27 protein-coding genes are annotated in these 26559 nt (G+C 70.5%); 16 read left to right on the forward strand and 11 right to left on the reverse strand.

The features are described from left to right. Positions 1-372: hypothetical protein (locus ABZS66_RS40200; protein ID WP_354767272.1), on the forward strand; the 372-nt coding region annotated here is incomplete at its 5' end. A gap of 34 nt (positions 373-406) precedes the next feature. Here ABZS66_RS40200 and ABZS66_RS40205 read toward each other — a convergent pair. After that, positions 407-1144, reverse strand: a complete 738-nt coding sequence (locus tag ABZS66_RS40205; RefSeq protein ID WP_354767274.1) for an SDR family oxidoreductase — start codon at positions 1142-1144, stop codon at positions 407-409. Positions 1145-1259: 115 nt separating this feature from the next. Here ABZS66_RS40205 and ABZS66_RS40210 point away from each other — a divergent pair, with 115 nt between their 5' ends. The 4 genes from ABZS66_RS40210 to ABZS66_RS40225 are packed head-to-tail and all read left to right on the forward strand — an operon-like array spanning position 1260 to position 4488. Then, complete coding sequence (locus ABZS66_RS40210) at positions 1260-2141, forward strand: LysR substrate-binding domain-containing protein (RefSeq protein WP_354767276.1); 882 nt, start codon at positions 1260-1262, stop codon at positions 2139-2141. Between the two features lie 52 nt (positions 2142-2193). Continuing rightward, entirely contained in the window at positions 2194-2724 is a 531-nt protein-coding gene (locus ABZS66_RS40215) for a sigma-70 family RNA polymerase sigma factor (protein WP_354767278.1), read from the forward strand. Then, positions 2714-4012 (forward strand): WD40 repeat domain-containing protein, encoded by a 1299-nt coding sequence (locus tag ABZS66_RS40220; RefSeq protein ID WP_354767280.1) that lies wholly within the window; start codon positions 2714-2716, stop codon positions 4010-4012. Before ABZS66_RS40215 ends, ABZS66_RS40220 begins: the two co-directional genes overlap by 11 nt. Beyond that, positions 4009-4488: a hypothetical protein gene (locus ABZS66_RS40225; protein ID WP_354767282.1), complete on the forward strand. Its 480-nt coding sequence runs from the start codon at positions 4009-4011 to the stop codon at positions 4486-4488. Before ABZS66_RS40220 ends, ABZS66_RS40225 begins: the two co-directional genes overlap by 4 nt. 39 nt (positions 4489-4527) lie before the next feature. Here ABZS66_RS40225 and ABZS66_RS40230 read toward each other — a convergent pair whose 3' ends face one another. The 4 genes from ABZS66_RS40230 to ABZS66_RS40245 form a co-directional block, all read right to left on the reverse strand. Continuing rightward, positions 4528-4905, reverse strand: a complete 378-nt coding sequence (locus tag ABZS66_RS40230; protein WP_354767284.1) for a hypothetical protein — start codon at positions 4903-4905, stop codon at positions 4528-4530. A 142-nt stretch (positions 4906-5047) separates the two neighbouring features. Next, positions 5048-5929, reverse strand: coding sequence for a hypothetical protein (locus tag ABZS66_RS40235; protein WP_354767286.1), 882 nt, complete (start codon positions 5927-5929; stop codon positions 5048-5050). A 209-nt stretch (positions 5930-6138) separates the two neighbouring features. Then, positions 6139-6816, reverse strand: coding sequence for a FadR/GntR family transcriptional regulator (locus tag ABZS66_RS40240; RefSeq protein ID WP_354767288.1), 678 nt, complete (start codon positions 6814-6816; stop codon positions 6139-6141). 43 nt (positions 6817-6859) lie between these two features. After that, the gene (locus ABZS66_RS40245) at positions 6860-7972 is read right to left on the reverse strand and encodes a C45 family peptidase (protein WP_354767290.1); all 1113 of its coding nucleotides are present in this window, start codon (positions 7970-7972) and stop codon (positions 6860-6862) included. A gap of 131 nt (positions 7973-8103) precedes the next feature. Between ABZS66_RS40245 and ABZS66_RS40250 the strand changes: the two genes are divergently transcribed. Together ABZS66_RS40250 and ABZS66_RS40255 are read left to right on the forward strand one after the other, a co-directional pair. Further along, complete coding sequence (locus tag ABZS66_RS40250; protein WP_354767292.1) at positions 8104-9066, forward strand: acetylxylan esterase; 963 nt, start codon at positions 8104-8106, stop codon at positions 9064-9066. Continuing rightward, positions 9063-10007, forward strand: a complete 945-nt coding sequence (locus tag ABZS66_RS40255; protein ID WP_354767294.1) for an amidohydrolase family protein — start codon at positions 9063-9065, stop codon at positions 10005-10007. The genes ABZS66_RS40250 and ABZS66_RS40255 overlap by 4 nt, the downstream gene beginning before the upstream one ends. Here the strand turns inward: ABZS66_RS40255 and ABZS66_RS40260 are convergent. Next, a complete protein-coding gene (locus ABZS66_RS40260; RefSeq protein WP_354767296.1) occupies positions 9958-11535 on the reverse strand; it encodes a hypothetical protein in 1578 nt (525 codons plus the stop codon). The genes ABZS66_RS40255 and ABZS66_RS40260 overlap by 50 nt on opposite strands. Positions 11536-11876: 341 nt before the next feature. Between ABZS66_RS40260 and ABZS66_RS40265 the strand changes: the two genes are divergently transcribed. The 3 genes from ABZS66_RS40265 to ABZS66_RS40275 are packed head-to-tail and all read left to right on the forward strand — an operon-like array spanning position 11877 to position 14963. Beyond that, positions 11877-13178, forward strand: coding sequence for an extracellular solute-binding protein (locus ABZS66_RS40265; protein WP_354767298.1), 1302 nt, complete (start codon positions 11877-11879; stop codon positions 13176-13178). Positions 13179-13182: 4 nt separating this feature from the next. Further along, positions 13183-14142, forward strand: coding sequence for a sugar ABC transporter permease (locus tag ABZS66_RS40270; RefSeq protein ID WP_354767300.1), 960 nt, complete (start codon positions 13183-13185; stop codon positions 14140-14142). Beyond that, on the forward strand, positions 14139-14963 hold the full coding sequence (locus ABZS66_RS40275) for a carbohydrate ABC transporter permease (RefSeq protein WP_354767302.1): 825 nt from the start codon (positions 14139-14141) through the stop codon (positions 14961-14963). Before ABZS66_RS40270 ends, ABZS66_RS40275 begins: the two co-directional genes overlap by 4 nt. Here ABZS66_RS40275 and ABZS66_RS40280 read toward each other — a convergent pair. Both ABZS66_RS40280 and ABZS66_RS40285 read right to left on the reverse strand, forming a co-directional pair. Then, complete coding sequence (locus tag ABZS66_RS40280; RefSeq protein ID WP_354767303.1) at positions 14960-15715, reverse strand: GntR family transcriptional regulator; 756 nt, start codon at positions 15713-15715, stop codon at positions 14960-14962. The two genes, ABZS66_RS40275 and ABZS66_RS40280, sit on opposite strands and share 4 nt — an antisense overlap. Positions 15716-15790: 75 nt before the next feature. Then, positions 15791-17203 (reverse strand): transposase, encoded by a 1413-nt coding sequence (locus tag ABZS66_RS40285; protein ID WP_354767304.1) that lies wholly within the window; start codon positions 17201-17203, stop codon positions 15791-15793. A gap of 280 nt (positions 17204-17483) precedes the next feature. On the opposite strand from ABZS66_RS40285, the gene ABZS66_RS40290 reads away from it, so the two are divergent. The 6 genes from ABZS66_RS40290 to ABZS66_RS40315 all read left to right on the forward strand — a co-directional run bounded on the left by ABZS66_RS40290 (position 17484) and on the right by ABZS66_RS40315 (position 22305). Beyond that, a complete protein-coding gene (locus ABZS66_RS40290) occupies positions 17484-18332 on the forward strand; it encodes a cupin domain-containing protein (protein WP_354767306.1) in 849 nt (282 codons plus the stop codon). Next, positions 18325-19281 carry an ROK family protein gene (locus tag ABZS66_RS40295; protein ID WP_354767308.1) on the forward strand — a complete coding sequence of 319 codons (957 nt, stop codon included), beginning with the start codon at positions 18325-18327 and terminating at the stop codon, positions 19279-19281. The genes ABZS66_RS40290 and ABZS66_RS40295 overlap by 8 nt, the downstream gene beginning before the upstream one ends. Before the next feature lie 106 nt (positions 19282-19387). Further along, positions 19388-19816 carry a DJ-1/PfpI family protein gene (locus ABZS66_RS40300; protein WP_354767310.1) on the forward strand — a complete coding sequence of 143 codons (429 nt, stop codon included), beginning with the start codon at positions 19388-19390 and terminating at the stop codon, positions 19814-19816. A gap of 34 nt (positions 19817-19850) precedes the next feature. Then, a complete protein-coding gene (locus ABZS66_RS40305; protein ID WP_354767312.1) occupies positions 19851-20891 on the forward strand; it encodes a hypothetical protein in 1041 nt (346 codons plus the stop codon). Positions 20892-20902: 11 nt separating this feature from the next. Beyond that, positions 20903-21568: a type 1 glutamine amidotransferase domain-containing protein gene (locus ABZS66_RS40310; protein WP_354767314.1), complete on the forward strand. Its 666-nt coding sequence runs from the start codon at positions 20903-20905 to the stop codon at positions 21566-21568. After that, positions 21565-22305, forward strand: a complete 741-nt coding sequence (locus tag ABZS66_RS40315) for an SDR family oxidoreductase (RefSeq protein WP_354767316.1) — start codon at positions 21565-21567, stop codon at positions 22303-22305. Before ABZS66_RS40310 ends, ABZS66_RS40315 begins: the two co-directional genes overlap by 4 nt. Positions 22306-22445: 140 nt before the next feature. Here the strand turns inward: ABZS66_RS40315 and ABZS66_RS40320 are convergent, their stop codons facing one another. From ABZS66_RS40320 to ABZS66_RS40330, 3 genes are read right to left on the reverse strand one after another with little or no spacing between them, the layout of a single operon-like run. Beyond that, on the reverse strand, positions 22446-24095 hold the full coding sequence (locus tag ABZS66_RS40320; protein WP_354767318.1) for a glycoside hydrolase family 13 protein: 1650 nt from the start codon (positions 24093-24095) through the stop codon (positions 22446-22448). 32 nt (positions 24096-24127) lie between these two features. Continuing rightward, entirely contained in the window at positions 24128-25711 is a 1584-nt protein-coding gene (locus ABZS66_RS40325; RefSeq protein WP_354767320.1) for a glycoside hydrolase family 66 protein, read from the reverse strand. Between the two features lie 11 nt (positions 25712-25722). Further along, positions 25723-26550: a carbohydrate ABC transporter permease gene (locus ABZS66_RS40330; protein ID WP_354767322.1), complete on the reverse strand. Its 828-nt coding sequence runs from the start codon at positions 26548-26550 to the stop codon at positions 25723-25725. Between the last annotated feature and the right edge of the window lie 9 nt (positions 26551-26559).

Raw genomic sequence — 26559 nt, forward strand, 5'->3', positions numbered from 1 at the left:
TACCTGCTCGACCCGGTGGCGTACCGCGCGGTTCGGACGTGGGAGGAGCGGGAGCGGACGGTCGCCTACCGGATCGTTGCCGGTGACCAGGCCTTTGCCACGCACGCCACGAGTGGTCAGGGGTTTGCGTGGCGGTGCTCGACGACGGCGTTCCTGGCTGCGGCGGTGGAGCGGATCGACGCGCTGGACGTTGCCGCCGTCCGTGCGGAGTTCTCGGTCGTCGAGATGGACGACCTCGGGTTGTACAAGGTGCATCGCGAGGAGGACGACGAGCATGCCTTCGCCCGCGTACTGGCCCAACTGCGCGCGTTCGCCGAACACTGCCGCGGGGTCGTCGCGCGCGACCTCGACCTGATCATCACTCTGTACTGAGCGACAGCTCCTCGAGGCCGCGCGCAGTTCCGGCTCAGAGCTGCGAGCCGCCGCCGTCCACGGCCAGCTCGGCGCCGGTCGTGTAGGTGGCCTCGAAGGCGAGGAACAGCATCGCGCGAGCGACCTCGACCGGGGTACCGAGGCGCAGCATGGGGTTGTCGGCGGCCATCTGCGCCTTGGTCTGCTCGGCGGCCTCGGCCGGCATCGACTTCTCCAGGATGCCGGAGTCGATGGGGCCGGGGCTGACCGCGTTGACGCGAACCTTGCGGGGGAGCAACTCGCGGGCCAGGCTGCGGGTCATCGAGCGCACGGCTGCCTTGCTGGCCGCGTAGGCGCTGAGCATCGGCAGTCCGAGCACGTTGGCCACGGAGGTGGTGAGCACCACGCCGCCGCCCTCGGCCATCAGCGGCGCGAGCTTCTGGACCGTGAAGTACGGGCCCTTGGCGTTGATGGTCAGCAGCTGGTCGAAGAGATCCTCGCTGGTCGCCTCGAACGGCGCGAACCCGTTGACGCCCGCGTTGGCGAACAGCGCGTCGACCGTACCGAACTCGGCCTTGACCGTATCGGCCAGCGCGTTGATGTCCGACAGCGAGGCGGCGTCGCTGCGGACCGCGATCGCGTTCACGCCGAGCCGTTCGCGGGCGGCGTCCAGGGCCTTCTCGTCACGTCCGGTGATCAGCACCCGGGCGCCGCCGTCGGCGAGCAGCCGCGCCGCCGCGAAGCCGAATCCGGTGCTGCCACCGGTGATGACGACCTTCTTGTCCATATACATGGTTATTCCTCCGGAAAAGTTGGACAAGAGCCAGTCAACTCCCGTTCGTGATGGGCGTCCAAGACCCGTTCCGCACCCCGTCATGCAGGAATGACATGACGAGTAGGCTCGCGGTGTGCCTGATCTGGACCTTCGGCTGGTCCGCTACTTCACGGCCGTCGCGGAGCACCTGAACTTCGCCAGGGCGGCTGAGGAACTGCTCGTCGCCCAGCCCTCCCTGAGCCGTCAGATCCAACGCCTGGAGGACGCCCTGGGCGTACGGCTGCTGGAGCGCACCACGCAGGGCAGCCGGCTGACCGCGGCCGGCGCGGCCTTCCTGCCGCAGGCCCAGAAGCTCCTGTACACCGCCCAGCAGGCGGTGCTCACCGCCCGCGCCGCGGCGCCGCCTCGCACGATCACCATCGGGTACGTCGAGGACCTCGTCATCACGCCCGCGGTCCGCGACCTGCGCCGCCGTCAACCCGACGCCCACGTCCGCACGCACCACCTCGACTGGGACCAGGCCCGCGCGCTGCCCGACCGCCACGTCGACGCCCTCGTTCTGCGGACGCCGCTTCCCATCCCCGGCGACGGCCTGCGGGTGACCCCGCTCTACGACGAGCCCCGGGCCCTGCTGGTCCCCGTCACCCACCGCCTGGCCGGCAAGGAAGCCGTCACGATCGGCGACTTCGCCGACGAGCCGCTCGTGGCCTGCGCCGGCATGGCCTCCCTGTGGACCGGCTTCTGGCGCCTGGACCCGCGGCCCGACGGCGGCCCGGCGCCCCTCGGCCCGATGCTGGTGGACACGTTCGAGGACAAGCTGGAAGCGGTCGCCGACGGCCGGGCGATCGCATTGATCCCGGCGGACGACCGGCGCGTCACCCTCCGGGACGACCTGACTACCGTTCCGGTCGAGGGGATCGAGCCCTGCCAGGTCGTCGTCGCCACGCGCCGGGGAGACGCCAACCCGTTGGTTGCCGCCTTCCTCGACTCGGCAAGCAAACTTCTGACTCGGTAGACCACACCGGGATGTCCGTGCGCGGCCCCTGACAGGCGCGGGGCCGGGGTCGGTGATTCCGGGCGGGGTGGAACCGATCGCGGCTGCTGTGCGCCTGCAAGAGGTGACCGTGCTTTCCGAACCGGCCGTTCGGGGCGACTTCGACGCGCTCTACGCGGCGCAGTTCGCCCCCATGGTGCGGCTGGCGTGCGTGACGACCGGCAGCGTACCGGCGGCGGAGGACGTCGTGCAGGAGGTGTTCCTGGCGTTGCTGCACCGTCCGGACGTCCGCGAACCAACCGCATGGCTGCGCCGCGCCGTCGTGTCCAGGTGTACCTCCTGGGTGCGTCGCCGACGGCTGGAAAACCGTCACGCCGGCCAGCCTGAGCCTGAACCGCTCGTACCGCTGGGGCCCGACGCGATCGCCGTCCGCGCCGGCCTCGCCCGGCTGCGTCCGCGGCACCGGGCGGCCATCTTTCTGCGCTACTACCTCGACCTGTCCGAGGCCGACATCGCCGACGCGCTGAACTGCCGGCCGGGCACCGTCAAGTCCCTGCTGCACCGGGCCCACTCCGCACTGCGGGAGCACCTCGATGACCACTGACCATCGCCTGCGCGCCGCCGTCCACGAACTCGTCGAGGCGATCCCTGTGCCCGCGGTGGCGCCGCCCGTCAGGCCGCGGCCCGCTCGCCGATCGTGGCGGCCCGTGCTCGTGGCCGCCACGGTCGTGGTGCTGCTGCTCGCGGTGGGGCTGGTGCGCCTGCCGGCGGCACCGAGCGCACCGGCCGCCGGCCCCGCCACGCTGCCGCGCGTCTTCGCCGACCACTCCTACCTCACCGCCACCGTCTCCGCCGCGCCTGCCGGGCCCGCGATCGCCGTCTACGGGTACGGGCAGGGCGACCTGCCCTTCCAGACCCCGCAGCTCATCGCCGTCGGGGTGGACGGGCGCACCTACCGCGAGATCGACCTTGCCAGCAGGCGCGGCCGGCCGGTCGAGGCCCCTCTGCTGAAGTCACCGGCGGCGCCCGTCCTGCTGTCCCCCGACGGCAGCAGGGTTGCAGTCGCCGACGATCGCGGGCCGGTCCACGATGTGGCGATCGTTGACCTGACCACCGGCCGTACCCGCAGCTACCGGGTGCCGGCCGGCTCGGCGGTGCAACTGCTCGCCTGGTCGCCGGACTCGATGCGGCTCGCGTACGCCGCCGCGCCGTACCGGGCGGACAGCCATGGCGACCCCCGGATCGCGCTCGCCGCCGACGGCGAACTGACAGTGCTCGACCTGGCCACCGGTGGCACGTCCACGGTCGCCGGGCAGCGCGGGGTGCTCGACGCGGCGTTCTCCCCCGACGGCCGGACGCTGGCCGCCCAGGTCGCCACCGAGCTGCGCCTCCTCACCGCCGGCGGTGGGAGCACGGTCGTCCCGCTGCCGGAAGGGCACCGGCTCGGCGGGCCGGCCGCCTGGTCACCCGACGGCAGCCGGCTCGCGCTCTTCCGGGTGGCCGCGGGCAGCCCGTCCTGGGCGGCCGGATACTGGTCGCCGAGCGGGTTGGCGGTCCTCGACCTGCCCACGGAAGTGTCCACGCCGCTCGACACCAACGCGACCAGGATCCTCGGTTGGCAGGGCGCGGACCTGTTGGCAAGCAACGGCGACACGATCGTCTCGGTGCCGCCGACCGGGCCGGCCCGGGTCCTCGCCCGGCTCCAGCCCGGCAACGACCACTGGATCGACACGGTCCAGTTGGCGACCGCCCGTACCGGCGACCTTCAGGTACGCGATACCGGCGTCGATCGCGGCCCGTGGCCGTGGTGGCTGCGGGTGCTCACCGTCGGGCTGCTCCTCCTGGCGGGCGGCGTCGTACTCATGGTGCTACGCCGCCGACGGGCCCGTTGACGCGTGGCGGCAGCGACGCCGGCGACCGCACCCCAGCCGACCGGCTGTTCGCGGAGGCGGCCGACGGCCGGCCCGGGCCGCAGCTGAGCCGGCTGCTGGCCCGCCTCGCCGTCCGCACCGGCCTGCCGGCCCGGGACCACGACCTGTTCGCCGGACTGCTGACCGGCGTGTTCGCGGAAGGGCAGTGGAGTGTCGACGCCGTGCTACCGGTGCTCGACGCCGAGGCTCTCGCGGCGGTACCGGCCGCAGCCGCGACCGCCGCCGGCGACCGCCACGACCGAGTGGTCGTCGCCGTGGCCCGCTTCGCCGAGCAGACCGGCGACCTGGACCTGCTCGGCGCCATGCTCGACGTGGTGCCGAACGCCCAGAGCGCGTGGCTGGCGGCCGGCCGTGCCGCGATGGCGCTGGCCCGCCGCGGCGAGCTGCGCGACGCGGTCGACGTCGCCCACCGCTGCGGCCTGGCGGCACCAGGCTGACGGAGGCGCGGCGGGCAGCTGGGGCACGAGCGCGCGACGTCAGCGCGACGGTTTGCGGGCCTCTCGGCGTCGCGACCGCCAGCCGAAGCCCTTGCCGCCCTCGTCGTCGTGCTCCGCGGCCGCGGCGCGGGCCTCGTCGAGCTGGACGCGCAGCTCGTCCACGAGGTGCCGGCGCTCCTCGGCGCGGGCCTGCGCCTCACGCCCGGCGGCCTGCGCCTCGGCCGCCTCGGCCTGCGCGCTGGCCAGCTCGGCCCGGCGGTGCTCGTCGGCGGACTCCAGCGCCGCGACCTGTTCCCGCAGGGTGTCGACCTGGCCCTCCAGGTATGCGATCCGCAGCTCGGCCTGCCGCAGCCGGGCGACCGGTGATCGGTCGTCCTCCAGCGTGGTCGACAGTTCCGTCGCGGCGTGGTCCGACATCGTCGCCTCCCGATGCACGAAGCTGACCTGAGGGCGCTGACGGTATCGCTGTTACCTGAGAATTGGCTGGATGTTCCGCGGCCGGTCACCTCCGGATTCACACCGAGGTGCTGACGCCGTGCGGGCAGCCGTCTCACCGCCCCTACTTGACCGCAATCTGTACCGGTTGCCGCTCGCCGGACTTCACGGCGATCAGCCGAGCACCGTCGGCCCGGAAGTTGGCGGAGAAGAAGATCCCTTCCGCGAGCCTCTTCGGCCTGCTGCAATCCGTATCGGGGCCGTTCGAGCACAGCCACACGCCGGGTTCGCCCCGGTGCCGGGCGCTCACCGCGACGGCGCCGGAGTCGGTCAGCGCCAACGCATACGGCGTGCTGAATCCGCCCGGCAGCACCCGGACCGTCTGCCGGACGAGATCGTGGACCACGACGAACCATTCGCCGTTGAAGTCCGGCAAGCCGGTGCACCATCCGTCGCAACGGTGTGCGAAGAACGCGAGGTGTTCCCCGTCGGCGGTGATCGCGGGTCGGCGAGCCAGCGCATGTGCGGCGCAGCCGGACCCGCCGGGTGGTGGCAGGTCGGAGGCCAGCGACACGGACCCACCGGGCATCGGCACCGTGAGCGCCAACGGTCGCACGCCACCACCGCTGTCCAGCCGGCCGATGCCGGAGCATCCGCTCGAGTACCCCACAAATCCCGCCCCGGCGGACTCGGACCAGACACCGTCCTCGATCGAAACGCGAGCTTCCGCAGGATCGGCAACGACGGCGGCCAGTTGCTCCACGCGACCGGTCGACAGTTCCAGCGAGACGAGCCGGACGGTGTCCCGCGCAGACAGCCCGTTGCGCTCCGCCTCCAGCTGAGCCTCACCGCAGGCGACGGTCAGGCCCACCCGGGCACCGGAGAGCGGGAAGACCGACGGGATCGTGTCGGGCTGGCAGTACTCGAACGGGTGCTGCCGAAGCTTCCCCCCGGCCGCACCCGAGTACAGCTTGGCCGGGTGTTCCCTGAGCGTCGTCGCCGCCACGACGCCGCCGTCGGGCGCCCAACCGGCGGCGGTCAGGACCTCACCGAAGCCGGGCCCGGAGCAGGCCGCCAGGCACATCACCACAGCCGCCAGCGCCGCAACGGGCGCCCACCCGCCGGCACGGGCCCCGTGAGTCGTCATGGGCGGATCATCTCAAGGACCCCGCGCACCGACCACAACCCACACGACACCGGGCGCGTGCGTGACGGCTATTTCCGGCGCCCGGGCGCGGTCACGGTGTCCTCCACGGCGGCCAGGTGCAGCTTCATCGCATTGGCCGCCGCGTTGGCGTCGCGCTCCGCGATGGCGGCGAGGATGGCGTCGTGCTCGTCGGCCGCCTGGATCGCCCGGCCCGGTACGGCGGCCGCGGCTATGGCCTGCTCCTGCAGGACCGAGCGGAGCTCCGAGACCAGCCGGGGGAACAGCGGGTTGGCGGTCGCGGTGGCGATGGCCACGTGGAAGTCGGCATCGATGCCGACCCGGATGGAGGGGTCCTGCTCATCACGGAACCGCACGAGCAGCGCGGTCATCGCCTTGAGGTCGGTCCGCGAACGGCGCTCGGCCGCGAGGGCGGCCAGGGGCACCTCCAGCGTCCGGCGGACCTCGTGCAGGTCGCGGGGCAGGTACTTGCCGGTCAGCAGTTGCGACGGCGCGAACTGCGCGTCGACGAAGGTGCCCTTGCCGGCATACGAACGGGTGAGACCGAGCGCGTTCACGCTGTGCAGCGCCTCACGGATCACCGAGCGGCTGACCGCGAACGACTTGGACAGCTCGGCCTCGGAGGGCAGCCGCTGACCCACCGCGAACTCACCCGACTCGATGAGTTCGACGAGTTGCGATCGCACGTGTTCCGCGGCGGTGCGCTGCGCGACGGGGATCACCTTCACGGCTGCCAGGTTAACAGCCTGTCGGGCAGCCGGGCGGTCAGAACTAGCCATCGATACGCACCGGCGCTGACCAGGTCGACTCGCACGGGCTGCCGGCGGCGTACACCAGCGAGCGAGCCGCAAGATCAATCACGATCCCCGCGATGGTGCAGGTGCGCTCGGCCACGGGCTGGGCCGCGTCCGGGTGCTGGCACACGCTGTACGGCGCGTCCGCGTGGTCGGCCAGCGCCTCCTGCAGGCTCTCGATCGTGTGGGTGTCGTGTTGCTCCACGCGCGCGGTCAGGTGGTGCAGCCGGTTGCGCGTGTGCGCCTTGCGCTCCAGATAGCGGTCCACCCCCGTGAGACCGTCGACCAGGAAGTGGTTGGCGTGCGTGACCACACCGCCGACGGGGGTGATCACGCCGCACGCGCCGTCGCCCGGTCCGGTCTCGACGTCCGCGCAGAACCCGCCCGCGTCGGCGATGAGATAGTTTGCGGAGTTCGCCCGTGATGTGGATTGGATCCGTTTGGCGGCCTCCGCACCGCTGTCGCTGTCGAGCACCGATCGCAGCAGCACGTGGTACGGAACGCCGAACCGGCCCTCGTCCCCGTCCGAGATGAGGGTGTTGGTGCACAGGCCGACCCCGCTGGAGTTGATCCCGACCTTCGCCAGCATCCCGGCCTCGACCACCGTGACGAAGTCCGGGCCGTCGTCCCGGCGCACCTGCAGTACGATCGCGGTCTCCCGCGCACCCTCGATCCAGTCCCAGTTCTGGCCCATCAGCGCGGTACCGGAGGTCGTGCGCTCGCGGGTCAGCGCGAACGACGTGCACTCGGTGGATGCCACCGCCCGGGCCCGGCCGGGAGCGGCGAACATGATCTCGCTGCGGGTGTTCAGGGCCAGGATGTCGGCCACCTCGACGCCGGCCCCGCGGGCGATCGCCCGGATCTCCCGCGCGGACGCCGGCGAGAAGTCCTCGATGGGACCGGCGAACCGGAGTCCGTGTCGCCGCACCGTTGCCCAGTCCCACGACGCGTAATGCATGAACACGTCGACATAGGTCCGTAACGCGTGCTCGATCCGGGTCCGCGCGGCGAGACCGTACTGGTATCCCCGCTCTTCCGGGTCGCCCGCGACGGCGACGATGTCGTACCCGGAGGCGACTGTCCGCGCCATGCCCGCACCTCCACTTGTAGCTTCTGGCTTCGCCCGCCTGGCAGGCTATCAGGTTGCATGACAAGTTGTCCTTCCCCGGCGGGGCCGCCATTGCCTAGACTCCTGTCCGACAGCCCGACAGGAGTCGCTCAATGCAGGTAGACCTTCCCCTCGATCAACTGGTGCGGTACGAGTACCCGCACCCCGAGCCGGGGGACTTCGACGCCTTCTGGGGCCGGACCCTGCGCGAACAGGCCGCTCATCCCCTCGATCCGCGGTTCGAGCAGGTGGACGCCCTGGTTCGGACCGTTGATGTGTACGACGTCACGTTCGGCGGATACGCCGGGGACGACGTACGGGGGTGGCTGCTGCTGCCGCACGAGCGAACCGGCCCCCTGCCGCTCGTGGTGGAGTACCTGGGCTACGGCAGCGGACGCGGGCACCCGGTCGAGTCGCTCGCCTACGCCAGTGCCGGCTTCGCGCACGCCATCATGGACTCCCGCGGCCAGGGCAGCGCCCTGCGGGCCGGCCACACCGCGGACCCGCACGGGGCGGGCCCGTCCGCGCCGGGGTTCATGACCCGGGACATCCTCGATCCCGAGCGGTACTACTACCGCCGCCTGTTCACCGACGCGTACCGGTTCGTCGATGCCGTGGCGACCCACGAGGCCGTGGCACGCGACCGGATCGCGGTGACGGGACGCAGTCAGGGAGGTGCCCTGGCGCTCGTGGCCGCCGGCCTGCGCGACGATGTCCGGCTGGCGATGCCGCATGTGCCGTTCCTGTCCGCGTTCCGGCGTGCGGTACAGGTGACGGACCACAGTCCTCATGGGGAGATCGTCAAATGGCTGGCCGCCCACCGCGGTTCGGTGGAGCGCGCCTTCGAGACGCTCGCCTATTTCGACGCCGTGTCCTTCGCCCGGCGGGCCACCTGTCCCGGCCGGTTCTGCGTCGCCCTGCACGACGTCGTGAGCCCGCCTTCCACCGTTTTTGCCGCCTACAATGCCTATGCCGGGCCCAAGGAGATGACCGTGTGGCAGTTCAACGGCCATGAGGCGGGCGGGCCCGAAGACCTCTTGCGAACCATTCGCGCCGTCCGAGAGCTGGTGTCATGACCATCGTCGACTTTCACCACCACGCGCCATTGGCGTCCTATGTCCGCCGGTTGACGGCGCTGGGAGTCCAGGCTCAGCCGGGCGCCCCGTTTCCGGTGTGGGAACCGGCGGACTCGGTCCGGATGATGGATCGGCTGGGCATTGACCTGGCCGTCCTGTCCGTCGCCTCACCCGGGTTCTATTTCGGCGATCAGACATTCACCACGGCCCTGTGCCGGGACACCAACGACGAGCTGACCGAAGTGGTCCGCGACGGCGACGGGCGGTTCGCGGCGGTCGCCTGCCTGCCGCTGCCCTCGGTCGATGCCGCGCTCACCGAGGTCGAGCGGGTGTTCGACCGGCCGGAGTTCGTCGGCGTCGGCCTGCTCACCAGCTACGCCGGGTCGTACGTCGGCCATCCCAAGTTCGACGCCCTGCTGGAGACCCTGAACGACCGCAGTGCGTTCGTCCACGTACACCCGGTGCTGCCCGCGTGGTGGCCCGAGGGCGAGATCCCCATCCGGCCGTCGGTCCTGGAGTACCTCTTCGACTCGACGCGCCTCATCACGAACCTGCTCCTCACCGATGTGCCGCGCCGATTTCCGCGAATCCGGTGGGTCTTCTCGCACTGCGGCGGCGCGATGCCGGTCGTCGCTCCACGCATGGTGCTGGCCGAAGGCATGCCGGAGCTCGCGGCCGTCGCTCCGCAGGGCGTCCTGCGCGCGCTGGCGGCGTTCCGCTACGACACCGCCCTGTCCCACACCGCGGCCGACCTCGGCGCGCTGCTGTCCTTCATCGACGACACGCGGGTCGTACTCGGAACGGACTTCCCGTTCTCGTCGCTCGACGAGGTGGCCGAGCGTTTCGCCCTCTTGTCCGAGTACCTCGGCGACACGCATCGGTCGGCCGTGTTCAGCGAGAACGCCCGCGAGCTCCTCGGCGACCGGGTGCGGACGCGGTGACCCGGGCCGGCGGCTGGATGGACAGCGCCTGGTAGATGGCCGTCTGCTCGGGGCCCAGCGGCGTGGTCTGCGTGACGCTGCCGGCCGGACCGGCGAGGGTCACCTGGGCCACCCGCCCGAGCTGCCGGTTGATGGTTCGCCAGCTTTGCCCGCTGGAGTGCTCGGCGACGCGGGTCAGCAGCAGGGCCAGCCACCAGATCAGCACGTGCGCGCGGATGCGGTGTCCCGGGCGGTGGGCGGCCGGCCCCGGCAGCAGCTGTGCCTTGAGGTCACGGGCTTCCAGGAGGTTCTTGTAGCCCAGGGCGACGTCTTCGGCGCTGATGTGCGGGTCGGAGGTGGCGATGAGGTACTTGCCGTCGAGCCTGGCGTCGGCCCTGACCTTCGCCAGGTCCACCTTCAGGCGTCCGCCGGGCGACCGGAGCAGCCAGCGGCCGAGGGTGGGGTGGTCGCGCAGCGCGCACTCGGCCCGCACGCGGGCGGCTTCGTCCCGGGCGCACTGGTCGGCGATCCGGGTCAGTTCGGCTTGGAGGTGGCCGACTGCCTCGTCGCGCTGCCGGCGGTCGCGCTGCGCCTGGTCCGGATCGTGGCAGACGACGAACCGGGCGTCCTGACCGTCGAGGCGGACCTCCCGGACGCGCAGATCGTCGCGGACGTACCGGTAGCGGCCCGGGCGGGACAACACCGCCTCGACGAGGCGGTTGCCGTCGCACATGCGCATCCCGGCGATGTAGTGTCCGCCGGCGGGGCGCAGGCCGGCCAGGTCGTCCGCGCCGGAGATGCCGCGCTCGACCACGGTGATGACCCGGCCCGGATGCCGGTCCAGCAGGTCGTCGCGGACCTCGGCCGGGACGGAGTCGTCACCGGCGCCACCCGGCCAGCACCAGTAGCGGACCGGGATGCCTTCCTTGGTCACGGCCAGGCCGACGACGATCCGCTCCCCGTCGTCGCACTCGAAGCGGATGGTGTCGAAGAACAACACGTCGAGCCGGTCGGCCACGGCGAGGAACAGCGACTCCTGCACCCGCGCCTGCGTGTCCGCGTCCACGAGCAGATCCATCACCCGGCGGGCGTGCTCATCGTCCATCGTGGATAGTCCCGGTACGGCGGTCTCCTCGCGCACCCATTCGGCGGCCGACAGCCCGCCCGTCGGGGCCACCGCCCGGTGGGCGACCAGCGCGAACAACACCCGTTCCAGGTTGGCGGTGAACCGCCGCGCGCCGGTGGCCGCACGGACCGCCGCGCCCACGTCGAGGCGGTGCCACAGCCCGTCGAGCAGCCAGGTGGCTCCGACGGTCCGGACATCGACGACGTTCAGCGGCGCGGCGCCGGCCGGCTCGCCGCCACCGAAGTGCCTGCTGATCGACGCGGCCAGCCGCTGCAGCCCGGCCACGTCAACCTGGTCCACTCGGCCCAGGCTCATCAGTACGTCCGGCTTGATCCGCCCGTCCACCCGCCGGTTGTGGGCCAGGGCGACGTAGCGCACCACCGCGCCGTCGGCGTTGGTCCGCGACGTGAACCGCAGGAACATGCCTACGACCAAACCATTCTTGACCTGCTAGCACAAGGTCAAGATACTGAGTCGTGTTACTACACGTTCATCCTTCCGAGCCGCTTCGCGACCGGCCGACACCCCCCTGACCAGCGGCAATCCGAAACCGACCACTCCCGCGTGTGTACCAAACCGCGGGCCCCGGACGCAAGGAAACTCGTAACGAACAGAGCGGAGGCCCTTGCGATCCACCCGACCACGGTGCACCCTGAGGGACAACCTATAGGGCTGTCAGACAGCCGGGCAGGTTGACAGGTCCGGAGGCACCGCGTACCCCGCGCTTTGGCAGGTCTTCGGTCCCCCAGCAGAGGAGAGCAGCGATGCGTGCAAGGAACTTATGGCGCGGCCGTGTCGCCGTGGCCATCGGGCTGACGGGGGCCCTGGCCCTCGCCGCCTGCGGCGGGGCAAGCGACTCGGGCGCAAACAGCTCGGGCGAGATCAAGGGAACCATCGACTTCTGGATGGGCGACCCCATCGGGGACGCCCAGCAGCCGATCATGCAGAAGCTGGCGGACGACTACGCCGCCGCACACCCGGGGACCAAGGTGAACCTCCGGTTCCTCGGTAAGGACGCACACCAGACGTACCTGACCTCGATCGCCGGCGGCAGCGTTCCCTGTGTCGCGCTCATCGGCAACACCTGGACCCCCGAATTCGCGGCGCTCAACGCCCTCGACGTATACGCCGACGACCCCAAGACGCTGCAGGGCACCTACGTGCCCGGCATGATCGAGTCGACCATCTTCAAGGGCAAGTCGTACGCCGTTCCCTATGACACCGGTGTCCGCGCCCTGATCTACCGCAAGGACATGCTGGAGGGGATCGGCAAGACCGCGGCCCCCGCCACCTGGGAGGAGCTGCGCGAGGCCGCCCTGGCCGTCCAGGCGAAGAACCCGGGCGTCAACGGGTTCGGCATCATCGGCGGCGCGCACTGGTACTACCTGCCGCTGATCTGGAACTGGGGCGGCGAGATCGCCAAGCAGAGCGGCGACAAGTGGGTCTCCGAGGCCGGCTCGACGCAGTCCGTCCAGGCGTTCCAGTTCTACTCCGACCTGCTGACCAAGGACAAACTGTCGCCCGCCGGCGCCTCGGCCTGGACCGCCGCCGACGTCGACAAGTCCATGGGCCTGGGCCAGACGGCGATGATGGTCGGCGGGTCGTGGGACCTGCGGACCATCCTCAAGCAGAACCCCGGTCTGGAGAGCAAGCTGGCCACGGCCGTCCTGCCCAAGGGGCCGGGCGGGAACAACGACACGTTCGCCGGCGGCAGCAACCTCGCCGTGTTCCGCGAGTGCAACAACAAGGCGGTGGCGAACGACTTCGTGAAGTTCATGATGAGCAAGGAAAACCTCGTGCCGGTCACCTCGAACCTGGGGCTGCTCCCGGCGACGAACGATGCGCTGGCCCAGGAGAAGGCCACCGGGTCGTTCTCCGCCCCGCTGTTCAAGGCGTACGCCGACCAGGCCGACCACACCCGTTCCATTCCCCCGGTGGCAAGTTGGGGGAAGGTCGAGGGGGCCAACTCCATCGTGAACGCCATGCAATCGATCATGAGCGGCAAGAAGACGGCCGACGCCGCCATGAAGGAACTCGCAGACCAGGTGAACCAGGCAATTGGTTGAGAATGTGAAGACCACAATCCGTCGCGCAGCGTCCTCGGTCACCCCGGGGGCGCTGCGCGAGCGGCGCTTCGTGCGCGGACAGCAAGGCTTCGAGAAGCGATTCCTGCCGTGGGCCTTTCTGGCGCCGCTGCTCGCGGTGATCGCCGGCGTGGTCGGATATCCCGTACTGCGAACGATCTGGCTGTCGTTCCACGACGGCGAGTATCTGCAGAGTGGACCGTTCGTCGGGCTGAAGAACTACCGCGACATCTTCGCCGACCCGTATTACACCGCCGCGCTGCTGCGCACGACCCTGTTCGCGGCCGCGGTGGTCGTCGCCACGATCCTGCTCAGCCTGGCCATTGCCCTGGTCCTCGACTCCGCACCCCGCGCGGCCAAGGTGCTCAGCGTCATTGTGCTGCTCCCCTGGGCCATGCCGCGGGTCGCGTCAGGCATCGTCTGGAAGTGGATGTTCGACGACCAGTACGGCGTGGTCAACTGGCTGCTGGTCAACTGGTTCGGCCTCGACTCCTTCAACGGGTACTCCTGGTTCAGCACGGGTACACCGGCCATGGTGGCCATCACGGTCGCCGTCGTCTGGCACTCGGTTCCCTTCGTGGCGGTCTCCCTGTTCGCCGGGCTGCGCGGCACCCACGGTGAAGTGGTGGAGGCGGCCCGGGTCGACGGCGCCAGCGCCTGGCAGATCCTGCGCCGCATCCGGCTGCCCATGATCCGTCCCCTGCTGGTCGTGATGACCACGATCTCGACCATCTGGGCGTACCAGTCCTTCGACCACTTCCTGGTGATGACCACACCGCCCGGCGGCCCGGACCACTCGACCGAGGTGCTGTCCCTGCTGACCTGGCTCGAGGCCTTCGCCCAGCTCGATCAGGGCTCCGCCGCGGCCATGGCCGTGGTCCTGTTCCTCATGCTGGCCGCGGTGAGCGTGCTGTACGTCCGGCTGAACCGAGAGGACGTTCGATGACGTCACTGTTGCGCCGTGGCGCGCTGTTCCTGCTCGTCGCCGTGATCGTGGTGAGCAGCCTGTTCCCGTTCTTCTGGATGCTGGTCACGTCGTTCAAGCCCGACAGCGAGCTGTTCACCCGCACCCCGCAGTTCATCGTCACGTCGCCGACCGTGGAGCGGTACACGCACCTGCTCGACGGCAACATCCCCACCCAGTTCCGCAACTCCCTCATCGTCGCCGTGGCGACGACGGCGCTGACCGGCCTGATCGCCCTGCTGGCGGGCTATGCCCTGGCCCGCTATCGGCTGCGGACCCGGCACATCCTCACGGTCGTCATCCTCGTCACGCAGTTGCTGCCGCAGACCATCCTCGTCATCCCGTTGTTCACGCTGTTCCGCAACGCCGGCCTGCTCAACACGTTTCAGGGGCTGACCCTGAGCCACCTGGCCCTGACCGTGGGCCTGTGCACGTTCATGCTGCGCTCGTTCGTCGTGGAGATCCCGTTCGAGCTCGAAGAGGCCGCCCTGGTCGACGGGGCGAGCCGGCTGCGCGCCGTCTGGTCGATCGTGTTTCCGCTGGCCTGGCCGGGGCTGGCCGCGAGCTCCGTCTACGCGTTCATCACGTCGTGGAACGAGCTCATGTTCTCGGCGACGTACATGCAGCGGCCCGAGATCGAAACGCTCCCCGTCGCCCTGCAGCAGTACTTCTCCAGCTACTACACCGACTGGGGCGGAGTGATGGCGGCGAGCGTGATCTTCACGATCCCCGTGGTGATCTTCTTCCTCTTCGTACAGAAGCGGCTGATGCAGGGAATGGCATCGGGCGCGATGAAGGGCTAGAAACGGAACAGCGACGCCTGGAACCGGTAGGCGTCCCCGCGGTACAGCTGGCGGCCCACGTCGAAGCACTGGTCGTGCTGGTCGAAGGTCTTCTGGTAACCGACCAGCACCGGATCGCCGGGCTCCAGGCCGAGCAGCTTGGCCTCGCGCGCCTTGACCGCCTCCGCCGCGAGCTCGTAGTCGCACCGGCTGGCCGCGATGTCGTACCGGTCGCGCAGCACGTCGTAGAGCGACTGGCCGGTGAAGTCGACGTCCTCGATGCCGGGTACCCGGGCGGCATCGAGGCACGAGTGGTCGACGCTGAGCGGCGAGCCGTCCAGGAACCTGACCCGGCGCAGGTCGACCACCGGCTGGGAGGTGTCGATGCCCAGGACCTCCGCCTCGGCGAGGGTGGCCGGACGAACCGTGGCCCGCATGACCCGCGACGTCGCCTCCATGCCGCGCTCGCGCGCGACCTCGCTGAGCCCGCGCAGCCGGTTGGGCTCGTGCACGAGCCGGTTCTCGGCGACGAACCAGCCGCGCTGCGGCGACGGCACGATCCGTCCGGCATCGGCCAGGGCGCTGAGCACCTGCCGCAGCGTCGCCCGGCTGACCCCGAGCTCGGTGGCCAGGGTGCGCTCACCGGGCAGCCGGGTGCCGGCCGGGAACTGGCCCACGGTCAGCGCTTCCTGGAGCGCACGGTAGGCCTCGACCGCGTTGTTGCGGCCGTCCACCCGGGCCGGGGAGACCTTGAGGTCGAGTGCCTTCACCACGGCTGCCACTCCTCGGTTGTTCGTGTGCGCTGCATCCTAGTGCTGTGACCGCCAACGTTCACCGGCTTGGTGACGTTATGGTTCCTCGCCGCATGATGCGGTCGAGCGACTCCCCATCACGGTGGGTGGTGGGGCGGGCCGCAGCCGGCCAACCGACCCTCTGCCACTCACCACTTTTGTTGCTGGTGGTGGGCGGCGGGGGTCACGTCGGGACGGTCCGGCACCGGGGAGGTGCCGTCCCGCTCGACGGTGCGTGACCACCCGCGACAGACTCGCCGTGGGTGGAGCTGATCCGCCGCCCGGCGTACGGGTGGCGATGATGGCCGCCGCGACCAGATCGCGGTGCCCAGACGTTGCGCAGTGCGGGCAGACCGTCGTCCGCCCGGCGGGTTTGCGGATGCGTTGCCAGCAGGTCGGGCAGGTCGAGGAGGTGCCGCGCTCGTCGACCAGGTGTACGGTGATCCCGGCCAGTTCGGCCTTGTCCCGCAACACCGCGATCGCCCGGCCGACCTGCCACTGCCGCAACCGCAGATTGTGCCGATGACCGGCCTTCACCTGCAGAGCACCGCGGGGGTCACCGACGGTCAATGTCCCGATCCGGTGCCGCACCGCCCACGCGACCACCGCCTTCGCCGCCTCATGCCCGGCCTGCCGCACCCGGCGGCGATGCCGTCCTTCGATGAGCCGGGCGCGGCGGCGGGTTTTGCGCCACCGCCGGGAACCACGCTGTCCCGGTGCTGGGGCACGTTTCGCGGTGGCCCGGCACCGCTGTTTGGTGTCGGTGAGGTGCATGCGGTGTTCGGCGCGGATCGCCCGCCCCGACACCAAAAGGCCGGCACCGTCCGGGCCAGCGACGGCATAGGGATGGATGACACCCAGGTCGACGCCGGCGACCCGGGCGGGGTCGGGCGCCTGGCAGTCGGCGTAGGTGGCGACCGGGACTTCGGCAGTGACCTCGACCCACAAGCGGCCGCCGTCGGCGAGCAGTGACACGGACCGAATCTGCTCCGCCGGGTAGGGCGCGGCCCGGTCCAGGCGCAACCACAACGGTGCCCGGCCGGCGGTGGTGGGCAACCGGAGCCGGCGGTGCTGGAGGGTGAAGGTGCCGTGGTAGTAGCGGACCGGGACCAAGCTTCGGCGGCGCCGTGGATACCGGGCCGTCAGGTCGCCGGCCTTGCGGCGTTTGGCGGTGGCGAACCAGGCGTCGGAGTAGCGGCGCAGCACCGACCGGGCACCCGTGCTGTCCAGGTCATCGAACGTGCCGGGTCCGGCGGCGGCGAGTTCCCTGAACAACGCCTGACAGGACACGACGGGCATGTGGCCCCGCCGCCACCGCCACCAGTTCAGCTCCAAGGCGCAGGCCCAGACATCGCCGGCGGAGCGCAGGAGCCCGTAGCAGCGGTCGCGTTGGGCTCGCGTGGTGCGCAGGCCGATCCGGGCGGTGCGGTGCACCACTCGGGGCGCGTCCGGGTCACGGCGGCGGGGCATGCCGACATGTTTAGCACATAGGTACGACAAACCGGCCAACGTAGGCACCAACCCCATCCGGCCAGGCCCCGGACGCCCACCCGGCAGCCCCAACCAACATCGCGCACCCCGCCACGACGTCGCCCTAACCATCCACCGCGGCCGCACCCAAGCCGACCAACAGAACCCGAACGATAACCAAGACCAGCGCCCTTACCATGCAGGGCCGATTCGATTGACACGCACGACCCGGTCCTCCAGACTGGTCTAGAATACAGACCAGTTGGCACGAGAGGGCGACATGACAGACGAGAGCATCCGCGAGCCGCAGGTCCTTCGCTACCGAGACCTCGAGCGGCGCACGTGGGGTGACGAGACCACCGGTCGGTTGTGCGACTGGTTCTACGCCGACGACGCGACGATGAACCTCAACATCGTCGGCATGCCGCCGAACGGCTCCGCGATCTCCTCCCCCGCCCACCCGACCGTGTTCGGCGCGGACGAGCTCTTCTACGTGCTCGAAGGGCGTATGGTCCAGAGCAACCCGGTCACCGGCGAGGTCTTCGTGGTCAACCCCGGTGAGGCCATCTTCTTCCGCAAGGACACCTGGCACTACCAGTGGAACCACAGCAACGTGCAGCTGCGGATGCTGGAGTTCTTCCAGCCCGCCCCGAAGTCCGGAACGGGCGGCGCCTACGCGCGCGCCCAGCCCCCGCTCGACGGCCCGCCGAAGCAGGGCCAGGACGAGCTGCTCGGCAACTGGCCGATGGCCCGCGACACGCCGCGGGAGCAGACCACCTGGATGATCCGGGAGGCCGACATCCTCTGGCGCATGGAGGGCTTCACCCGGGGCCGCGAGATCCTCGTGGGCATCCTGGCCAGTACCGAGCACCTCACCGCCGGGAAGATGTCGTTCCTGGGCGGCCAGCGAAGCGACGTGTACAGCCACGGCGCCGACAAGGTGATCTTCGTGGAGTCGGGCAACCTGCACGTCGAGCTCACCGGCACGAAGAAGTGGGTCGAGCTGGACCCCTGGGACGGTGTGCGGATCCCGGCCGGCACGCCGCACTCGTTCTACAACATGAGCCACGAGCCCGCCTCGTGCCTCTTCTCGGTGGCCGGCGAGTACCGGCCGGGCTGCGTTGAATGACCTCACGGTCGACGGCGGTCACGACATCGTCGTGGCCGCCGTCGACTGGGGCGGGACCTGGATCCGGGCGGCCGCCGTGTCGGGCGGCCGGATCGTGCGCAAGGACCGCCGCGCCAAGCCGCCGAGCCTGGCCGAGCAGTACGTCACCGTCGCCGAGCTGGTCCTGCGCACCACCGCACACCTGGCGCAGCCTCCGGCGGCGGTGGGCGTGGGACTCGCGGGCGTGGTGCAGGAGGGCATCGTCGGTACCGCGCTCAACCTCGGTTTCACCGACGGGACCGACGTCGCGGCGGCGCTGCGTCCGCACCTGCCGCTGCCCACCTATCTGCTCAACGACGCTCAGGCCACCGCGCTGGGCGTGGCGGCGCGCTGGCCGCACGGGACGACCGCCGTCCTGACCATGGGTACCGGCATCGGCGGAGCGGTGATCAGGGACGGCTCGCTGGACCCCGGGCTCGGCGGAGCCGGCGACTTCGGCCACGTGGTGATCGATGTCGACGGCCCCCGCTGCCCCTGCGGCGGCACCGGCTGCCTTGAGGCGCTGGTCTCCGGACGGGTTCTGGCCGAAGCCGCGAACGCCCTCGCGGAGGACGGGTTGAGTCCCCTGCTCGCCGCGCGCGCACACAGCGGGCGTGTCCTGCACGCCGGAGACCTGCAGGACGCCGCCGAGAATGGCGACGGCCGGGCGGCCGGCGTGCTCGACCGGTCTGCGGTCGCCCTGTCCGCCGGCCTGCGCACGATCGTCGCGACGCACGATCCGCAGCGCATCGTCCTGGCCGGCGCGAGCCTGGCCCCGGACACGTGGTTCGGCCGGGCGGTGCGAGCGCACTGGGACCGTATCCGGCCGCGCTGGGCCCGGACGGCGGTGCACCACGTGGGCGACGACGAGGACGCGGCGCTGCTCGGGGCCGCGGCGCACGCCCTCGACAGGTTCACCGCGGCTTCATAGCGGCTCGGTCCGGTTCCTGACGACCTTCCCAGTCAATCATTCGTGTGGCAAACTGCAACTGGTTCATGTACTAGACCAGTTCTCTCGAGAGGCCAGGTCATTCCTCATGACGTTGTCCAACCGTTCGATCGTCGTCTTCGCCTTCGACGGCTACCAGGAGCTCGAGTTCTGGTACCCGGTCCTGCGCGCCCGGGAGGAGGGGGCGGAGGTCAAGGTCGTCGGTCCTGGGGAGGGTCCGTGTGAGAGCCACCTGGGCTACCCGGTCCTCGGGGACACGGTCCCGGACGAGGTCGTGTCCGAGGACGTGGATGCACTGGTAGTGCCGGGAACGGTGGCCGGCCGCCCGGCGGTCAGCGACGAGCAGGTGTCCCTCCTGCGCCGGTTGCGCGGCGCGGAGGTGCCCATCTTCGCGAGCGGCTCCGGCGCCCACCTGGTCCGGGAGCTCGTCCTCGACATCGATCCCGACCGCGTTGCGGTGGACGCCGATGCCCTTCCCTCCATGTTCACCCGGCTGCGGACCGAGCTGGCCGGCTGAGCCGCCGCTCACCGACGTCGAAGGAGAGTTCGTCATGCAGATCTTCCGTACCGTGCTCGGTGACGTCCCGGCCGAGCAGTCGGGCCGCATCCTCACCCACGAGCACCTGCTCTACGGGTACCCCGGGGCCGAGCTGGACCACCGGACCGTGTTCGACCACCCCGCCGCCGTCGAGCGGGTCAGCGGTCAAATCGTCGACGGCATGATCCCCAACGGGTACAACACCCTCATCGACATGACCCCGGCCGAGGTCGGCCGCCACCCGCAGTTCATGGTGGACGTGGCCAGGCGCACCGGCATCAACGTCGTGGCGATCACCGGGTTCTTCCCGGAACGCATGGGCGTGCCGTACTACTGGCGCCGGCAGACCATCGAGGAGCTCACCGAGTTCTTCGTGCGCGACCTCACCGAGGGCATGGTGTTCGCCTGGCAGCAGACGCCGTACAAGGCCGGCGCCATCAAGATCGCCACCGGCCAGGAGAGCGTCTTCCCCAAGCCGAGCCCGGTGGGCGCGTACGGCCGCCACGTCCACGAGGTGGAGGACCGCCTGATCCGGGCGGCCGGCAGGGCGGCCATGGAGACCGGCTGCGGCATCAACACCCACATCGACCCGATGGACTTCGAGGTCACGAACCCGGGACGCGAGCAGCTCGAGATCCTCGACGAGGTCGGCATGGACCTCTCCAAGGTGATCATCGGCCATGCCTTCGTGCCGCCGCAGGTCAACATGATGCGCGAGGTCCTCAAGATGGGCGCGAACGTCCAGCTGGACCACATCGGCATTCCCTGGCGCGTCGGCAGCGCGGAAGAGCTGGACGAGGCGATGGCCAATGCCCTCATCGAGCTCATCGAGGACGGCTACCTGGATCGCATCGTGCTCTCGTTCGATCGCTGGTTCTTCAACCCCCGGGCGACGGTCACCGAGTCCGACCCGCAGCTGGAGAACGAGAAGGTCAACCTCAACTACATGTTCACCAGCTGGGTCCCGCGCCTGAAGTCCAAGGGCGTCACCGACGAACAGCTCGACCAGATCATGATTCACAACCCCCGACGCATCCTGTCGATTGCGGTCTGACGGAGGACTGGATGGAACTGCAGAACGCTCGAGTCGCTGTCCTGGCCGAGAACCTGTACCAGGAGCTGGAGCTGTGGTACCCGGTCCTGCGGCTGCGTGAGGCCGGTGTGCGGGTCACGATCGTGGGCGCCCGCGCTGGCGAGGTGTACGCCAGCAAGCTGGGCTACCCGGCGGTGGCCGAGGTCGGCATCGCGGACGTGTCGCCCGACGACTTCGACGCGGTGATCGTGCCCGGCGGCTTCTCGCCCGAGTACCTGCGCCGGGAGCCGAGGTTCGTCGAGTTCGTCCGCGCCCTGAACGACCGGGCCGCCCCGGTCGCGGCGATCTGCCACGCGGGATGGCTGCTGGCGACGGCGGACATCGTGAAGGGACGGGCCGTCACGTCGGTCCCCGTCATCAAGGACGACGTGATTCACGCCGGTGGCGACTGGCGCAACGAGGCCGTCGTGGTCGACGGCAACCTCATCACCTCGCAGCTGCCCAACGACCTGCCCCAGTTCCTCGCGCGGATCCTCGACGCCCTGGCGAACACCGACGCGAAGGGCGGCGACGTCCCGGCCGCCGTCCGTGATGCCACGCCGAGCTCGGCGGTCTACCGCGCGGCCGCCGTGGTGAAGAACCGTGCGGCCGGCCCGGGATCGGCCAACTACCGGGCGTACGCGGTGGCGGGCGAGTGACCGTCGCGCTGGTCGCCGGCGGCGCCACGGGCATCGGACGGGCAACCGTCCGGGCCCTGCGCGCCGCCGGCACCGACGTCTACCTGGGCGACGTCAACGACTCGGCGGCCCGGGAGGTGGCGGCGCAGGAGGCCCCGGGGCGGATCGTCGTGGGGCACCACGACCTGGCCGACCGGCACGCCCCGAGGGCCGCCGTGGACGCCGCCGTGGAGGCATTCGGGCGGCTCGACCACGTCGTCGTCACCGCCGGCCTGCACGTCGTCGCTCCCCTGGAGACCTTCGCGTTCGAGGCGTGGGAGGCAACCATGGCGGTGAACGTGCGCGCGCCCTACCTGCTGGCCCAGGCGGCCGCGGCGGCGCTGGCGGACACCCGCGGAAGCATCGTGTTCACGGGCTCGACCGCGGCCCACCGCGGCAGCCCCGGCACGTTCGCCTATGCCGCGTCCAAGGGCGCACTCATCAGCCTGACCCGATCATTGGCGGTCGAGCTCGCGGGCCGCGGAGTTCGCGTCAACAGCGTGTGTCCGGGCTGGATCGACACCCCGTTCAACGATCCGTACTGGAACGCCCAGGCCGACACCGAGGCCGCCCTGAACGGCATTGTCGCGCGGGTGCCGCTGGGCCGGCAGGGCGATCCGGAGGAGGTGGCCGCCCTCATCGTGTACCTGCTCGGTCCGGCCTCGGCCTATCTGACGGGACAATCCGTGATCATCGACGGCGGCCTGCTCTCCGCCTGAGCCACGACAGGCAGGGACAGGCGCAGCGCTCCCACGAACGCTCGGAGCGCCGGACAAGGGCGGGCTCAAGTACCCTCCCTCGCCGGCCACGCACCCCGTCGGCGACATCGTCAGCATGTCGGGTGACGTCACGAACCGATCTACGAACCCGCCGGCTTCAGCCAGGCAGCCGACTCGCCGGCCAGCTGTCCTCCGTGGGGCGGCGCCGACGCCAGCAGGATCCGGCCCCAGGTCGTCGGTGGGGAGAACGGCTGCTCGCCGAAGACGGTGACGCAGATGAGTTCGCCACGCTGGTAGGCCAGCACATCAGGTCGTCCCGGCACGTCCAACCAGCGCAGGTCGCGGTCCGCCAGCTCATCGGCGAACGCTTTGCGACTGGCGAGCGCATCGGCGTAGAGGCGCAGCGTCGAGTCCTCGGTTCGCCATTGTTCCTCCACGGCGTGTTCGGCGTACCAGGCCGGTTGCGGCAGCCAGCTCCGCGGCCCCGGACCGAAGCCGAGTGACGGGCCGTCGGCCCGCCACGGTAGGGGCACGCGGCATCCGTCGCGACCGTATTCGGTGCCGGCGGAGCGGAACCAGATCGGGTCCTGGCGTGCGTCGTCGGGAAGGTCGAGTACCTCCGGCAGGCCGAGCTCCTCTCCTTGGTACAGGTAGGCCGATCCCGGCAGGGCGAGCAGCAGCAACAGTGCCGCGCGGGCCCGGCGCAGTCCGCGGGCGACGTCCACGTCTCCGCGAGCCCGAGCGATGTTGCCGACCGGATCGGCAGAGTGGGGCGGCTCGGCGGCACGCAGGCCGAACCGGGTGACCGCGCGGTGGACGTCGTGGTTGGCCAGGGTCCACGTGACGGTGGCTCCGGTGGTGGCGATCTCCGCGATACCGCGGGACACCGATGCCTGGAACGCTCCCGCGTCCCACGGGCACATGAGCAGGTCGAAGTAGAAGGCTTGCGGAAGCTCGTCCGGCCGCAGGTAGGCCGCCAGATCCGTCACCGTGGGCACCCAGATCTCGCCCACGAGGGTCAGATCCCGGCCGTACGAGTCGGCCAGTGCCCGCCACCGCCGGAACACCTCGTGCACCTCCGGCTGGTTCTGTGCGTGCCCGTTGTAGTCGGACTCGCCGTCCGGCGGGAACATCCAGTCGGGCAGGTCCGCGTGCTTGAACAGCATGTGCGCCACGTCGATGCGGATGCCGTCGACGCCACGGTCGAACCAGAACCGCAGTACCTTGTCGAAGTACTCGGCGACCTCGGGATTGCGCCAGTTGAAGTCGGGCTGGCAGGGATCGAAGCTGTGCAGGTACCACTGGTCGGTGCCCTCGACGCGGGTCCACGCCGGTCCGCCGAAGACGGATCGCCAGTTGTTGGGCGGGGCGGCGCCGTCCTCGCGGCCGGTGCGGAAGATGAACCGCTCGCGTTCCGGCGATCCCGGCTGCGCCTCGAGCGCCGCGACGAACCACGCGTGCTCCACGGAGCAGTGGTTGGGCACGAGGTCCATCAGCACACGCAGGCCGCGCCGATGCGCCTCGGCCAGCAGCGCGTCGTAGGCCGGCAGCCCGCCGTAACGGGCGTCGATGTCCATGTAGTCCGCGACGTCGTAGCCGTGGTCGGCGCCGGGAGACGGGTAGCACGGGTTGAGCCAGAGCCCGTCCACACCCAGGCGCGTCAGGTGATCCAACCGCTCGGTCAGCCCGGCGAGGTCGCCGATGCCGTCTCCGTCGGAATCGGCGAACGAGCGGACGTAGACCTGATAGACCACCGCGTCGCGCCACCAGGCCCGATCAGTCGTTGTCATGAAGCTTCTCCTGGTTGAGGGTGGATGAGCGGTCATCGAGGGATGAAGACGATCGCCCAGACGTCCAGCGGGGGGAGCTCCGCCTCGACGTGTTCGCCGTCCGCGACGGCGGGCACGGCGGCGAAGGCAGGGCCGCGATCCGGGTCCGCGACGCGGATCGCCGGCAGCTGCGGTGCCCACCGGCGCATCCGCAGCCGCAGACCCGTCACCGGCGGTGGCGCGGCCTTGGGAGTGTCCCAGCCGGTCTCCTCCTGGCCGGTGAGGTTGATCAGGTGAATGACGATGCCGTGCGGCGTGTCGACGACCCGGCGCCAGACCGTGCCGGGCCGGGCCTCGTGCGAGATGGCGACGCCGTCGGGCCCGATCACGTCGATCTCGTCGTTGTAGGCACCGGCCACGGACCGGGTGATGTCGTGGATCCCGGGAGCCAGCAGCACGTCGCCGGCGGCCACCAACAGGTCGTACCAGCGCTGGAGCATGTCCGATGTGGACGGGAGGACTCGGTGGTTGCGCACGTAGTACGGATCGACCAGCACGTTGCCGGACTCGCCGGCGAGCAGCTGGGTCGCGCCGTGCGAGAACGCGGTCGCCATGGTGAACCGGGTCGTGAGGTCGGCGACCTCGGGCGGGTGGTTCGCGTAGACCGTCTGGTAGGCGGCGAGGACCGCGGGCCGGGTCGGGGCGAGCGTGCGCGACCGGGTCGCCACCGCCGCCAGGTCGGCGAGCGTGAGGTGCGGATCCCAGACCTCGGTGTAGGTGACGTCCTGTGGACTGGCGGCGGTGAGCCATGCCGGGAAGTCGTTGACGTTGTTGAAGACGAGGGTCGCCTCCGGCAGCGCCGTCCGGACGGCCTGGATGAGGGTGTCGAAGGCCCGTGCCATGTCGACGGTCCGCCCGTCCGGGCGCATCGCGTGGCGGGGCCAACCGTACTGGTCGAGGTGGAATCCGGCGAACCCGCCCGCGCGCATGGCCGCGCGCAGGTCGGCGGTGAAGTGTGACAGCCACTGCGGGTCGCTGGGATCGACCAGTTGCAGGAAGTCACCGAGTGCATACGGTGTACCGTCGGGCTTGACCAGGGCGATGTGTTCCCACGCGGGCCATTCGTCCTTGCCGACGCCGTATACGGCGGCGTAGCCGATGGGCAGCGTGCCGCCGTCACGGAGCCCGCCGGCGAGCCGCTGGACGGTCTCGATGGCGACGGGCTGGCCGAGGGGGTCCTGGTACTCGGCCGGGCCGACCAGGTCGGCGTGCCGGTAGGCCCAGTCGTAGAACTGCGCGCCGCTGAGGTGCAGGCGGCGGAAGTGCGACAGGACCGCGTCAATGTCCCGGCCGGGCGAGAAGCTTGCCACGAATCCGTACCGCAGCCGGGACACCGGGTCGGCGAGGATCTCGACCGCGGTCCACTGCGTGTCGTGCCGGTCGTCGAGCAGCGCGACGGCGTAGCCGCCCTCGGGCAGGACGGGCAGGACGACTCGATCCGCGCCGGGCGCCACGTCCGTCGTGGCGACCTCCACGCCGAGGTGTGACACGCGCAACCGCCGGTGGTGGCCGGCCGGCGACACGTCGACGTGGGCGCTTTCGCCGGGCAGGTAGGAGGCCTTGCTCGGGAGCAGCATCTTGTTCTCCTTCAGGATTTCAGCGCGCCTGAGGTGAGGCCGGTGACGAAGTGCTTCTGGCCCAGCAGGTAGATCAGCACCACCGGGCCCACCCCGATGAGCGACGCGGCGAACACGAGGCTCCAGCTCGTGAGATGCGCGCCCTGGAACTGGGCGATCGCCAGCGGCAGAGTGCTTTTCTCGGGGTCGGTGATGCTTGTCAGCGCCCAGGAGTACTCGTCCCAGGCGGCCAGGAAGGCGAAGACCGCGGAGGTGGCCAGGGCGGGTCGAGCGATGGGCAGGTACAACGCGACGAATCGGCGCAGCGGGCCGGCTCCGTCCACTGTCATGGACTCGTCGAGTTCGATCGGCACCCGCTCGAAGAAGCCACGCAGCAGGAACGTGTTGAAGGCGATGCCGGCGCCGACGTAGAAGACGACCAGGCCGGTGAGCGAGTTGGTGAGGCCGAGCGTGGTGGCGACCAGGAACTGCGGAAGGAGGATGACCATGCTGGGCACCATCAGGCCGAGCATCAGCGTCCAGAACAGCAGCGAGCGACCGGGAAAGGTGAACCGGGCGAAGGCGTAGGCGGCCAGCGCCGACAGCAACGTGGTGAGCAGCGTCGTGGCGCAGGCGACCAGCGCCGAGTTGGCGAAGTACCGGCCGAAGTCGTTGGTGTTCCACGCCTCGACGTAGTTGCCGACCGTGGGGTCCTGGGGCAGCAGCCTGGGCGGCCAGGCGAAGGCGAGCACGTTCGGTGTGAACGAGACGCTGACCATGTACACGAGGGGCAGCACCATGACGACGGCACCCGCGCCGAGGGTCAGCAGACGTGCCCACACAACGATTCGGCGGGACACCGGCGTGGC

This window comes from Dactylosporangium sp. NPDC005572 (genome assembly GCF_040605515.1).
Lineage (GTDB): Bacteria > Actinomycetota > Actinomycetes > Mycobacteriales > Micromonosporaceae > Dactylosporangium.

What these genes read in the sequence shown, in the direction of transcription:
- ABZS66_RS40205 (WP_354767274.1), bottom strand. Translation starts at nt 1,144, where the DNA reads ATGTATATGGACAAGAAGGTCGTCATCACCGGTGGCAGCACCGGATTC.
- ABZS66_RS40220 (WP_354767280.1), top strand. Translation starts at nt 2,714, where the DNA reads ATGACCACTGACCATCGCCTGCGCGCCGCCGTCCACGAACTCGTCGAG.
- ABZS66_RS40230 (WP_354767284.1), bottom strand. Translation starts at nt 4,905, where the DNA reads ATGTCGGACCACGCCGCGACGGAACTGTCGACCACGCTGGAGGACGAC.
- ABZS66_RS40245 (WP_354767290.1), bottom strand. Translation starts at nt 7,972, where the DNA reads ATGGCGCGGACAGTCGCCTCCGGGTACGACATCGTCGCCGTCGCGGGC.
- ABZS66_RS40250 (WP_354767292.1), top strand. Translation starts at nt 8,104, where the DNA reads ATGCAGGTAGACCTTCCCCTCGATCAACTGGTGCGGTACGAGTACCCG.
- ABZS66_RS40255 (WP_354767294.1), top strand. Translation starts at nt 9,063, where the DNA reads ATGACCATCGTCGACTTTCACCACCACGCGCCATTGGCGTCCTATGTC.
- ABZS66_RS40260 (WP_354767296.1), bottom strand. Translation starts at nt 11,535, where the DNA reads ATGTTCCTGCGGTTCACGTCGCGGACCAACGCCGACGGCGCGGTGGTG.
- ABZS66_RS40265 (WP_354767298.1), top strand. Translation starts at nt 11,877, where the DNA reads ATGCGTGCAAGGAACTTATGGCGCGGCCGTGTCGCCGTGGCCATCGGG.
- ABZS66_RS40275 (WP_354767302.1), top strand. Translation starts at nt 14,139, where the DNA reads ATGACGTCACTGTTGCGCCGTGGCGCGCTGTTCCTGCTCGTCGCCGTG.
- ABZS66_RS40285 (WP_354767304.1), bottom strand. Translation starts at nt 17,203, where the DNA reads ATGCCCCGCCGCCGTGACCCGGACGCGCCCCGAGTGGTGCACCGCACC.
- ABZS66_RS40290 (WP_354767306.1), top strand. Translation starts at nt 17,484, where the DNA reads ATGACAGACGAGAGCATCCGCGAGCCGCAGGTCCTTCGCTACCGAGAC.
- ABZS66_RS40300 (WP_354767310.1), top strand. Translation starts at nt 19,388, where the DNA reads ATGACGTTGTCCAACCGTTCGATCGTCGTCTTCGCCTTCGACGGCTAC.
- ABZS66_RS40305 (WP_354767312.1), top strand. Translation starts at nt 19,851, where the DNA reads ATGCAGATCTTCCGTACCGTGCTCGGTGACGTCCCGGCCGAGCAGTCG.
- ABZS66_RS40310 (WP_354767314.1), top strand. Translation starts at nt 20,903, where the DNA reads ATGGAACTGCAGAACGCTCGAGTCGCTGTCCTGGCCGAGAACCTGTAC.
- ABZS66_RS40320 (WP_354767318.1), bottom strand. Translation starts at nt 24,095, where the DNA reads ATGACAACGACTGATCGGGCCTGGTGGCGCGACGCGGTGGTCTATCAG.
- ABZS66_RS40325 (WP_354767320.1), bottom strand. Translation starts at nt 25,711, where the DNA reads ATGCTGCTCCCGAGCAAGGCCTCCTACCTGCCCGGCGAAAGCGCCCAC.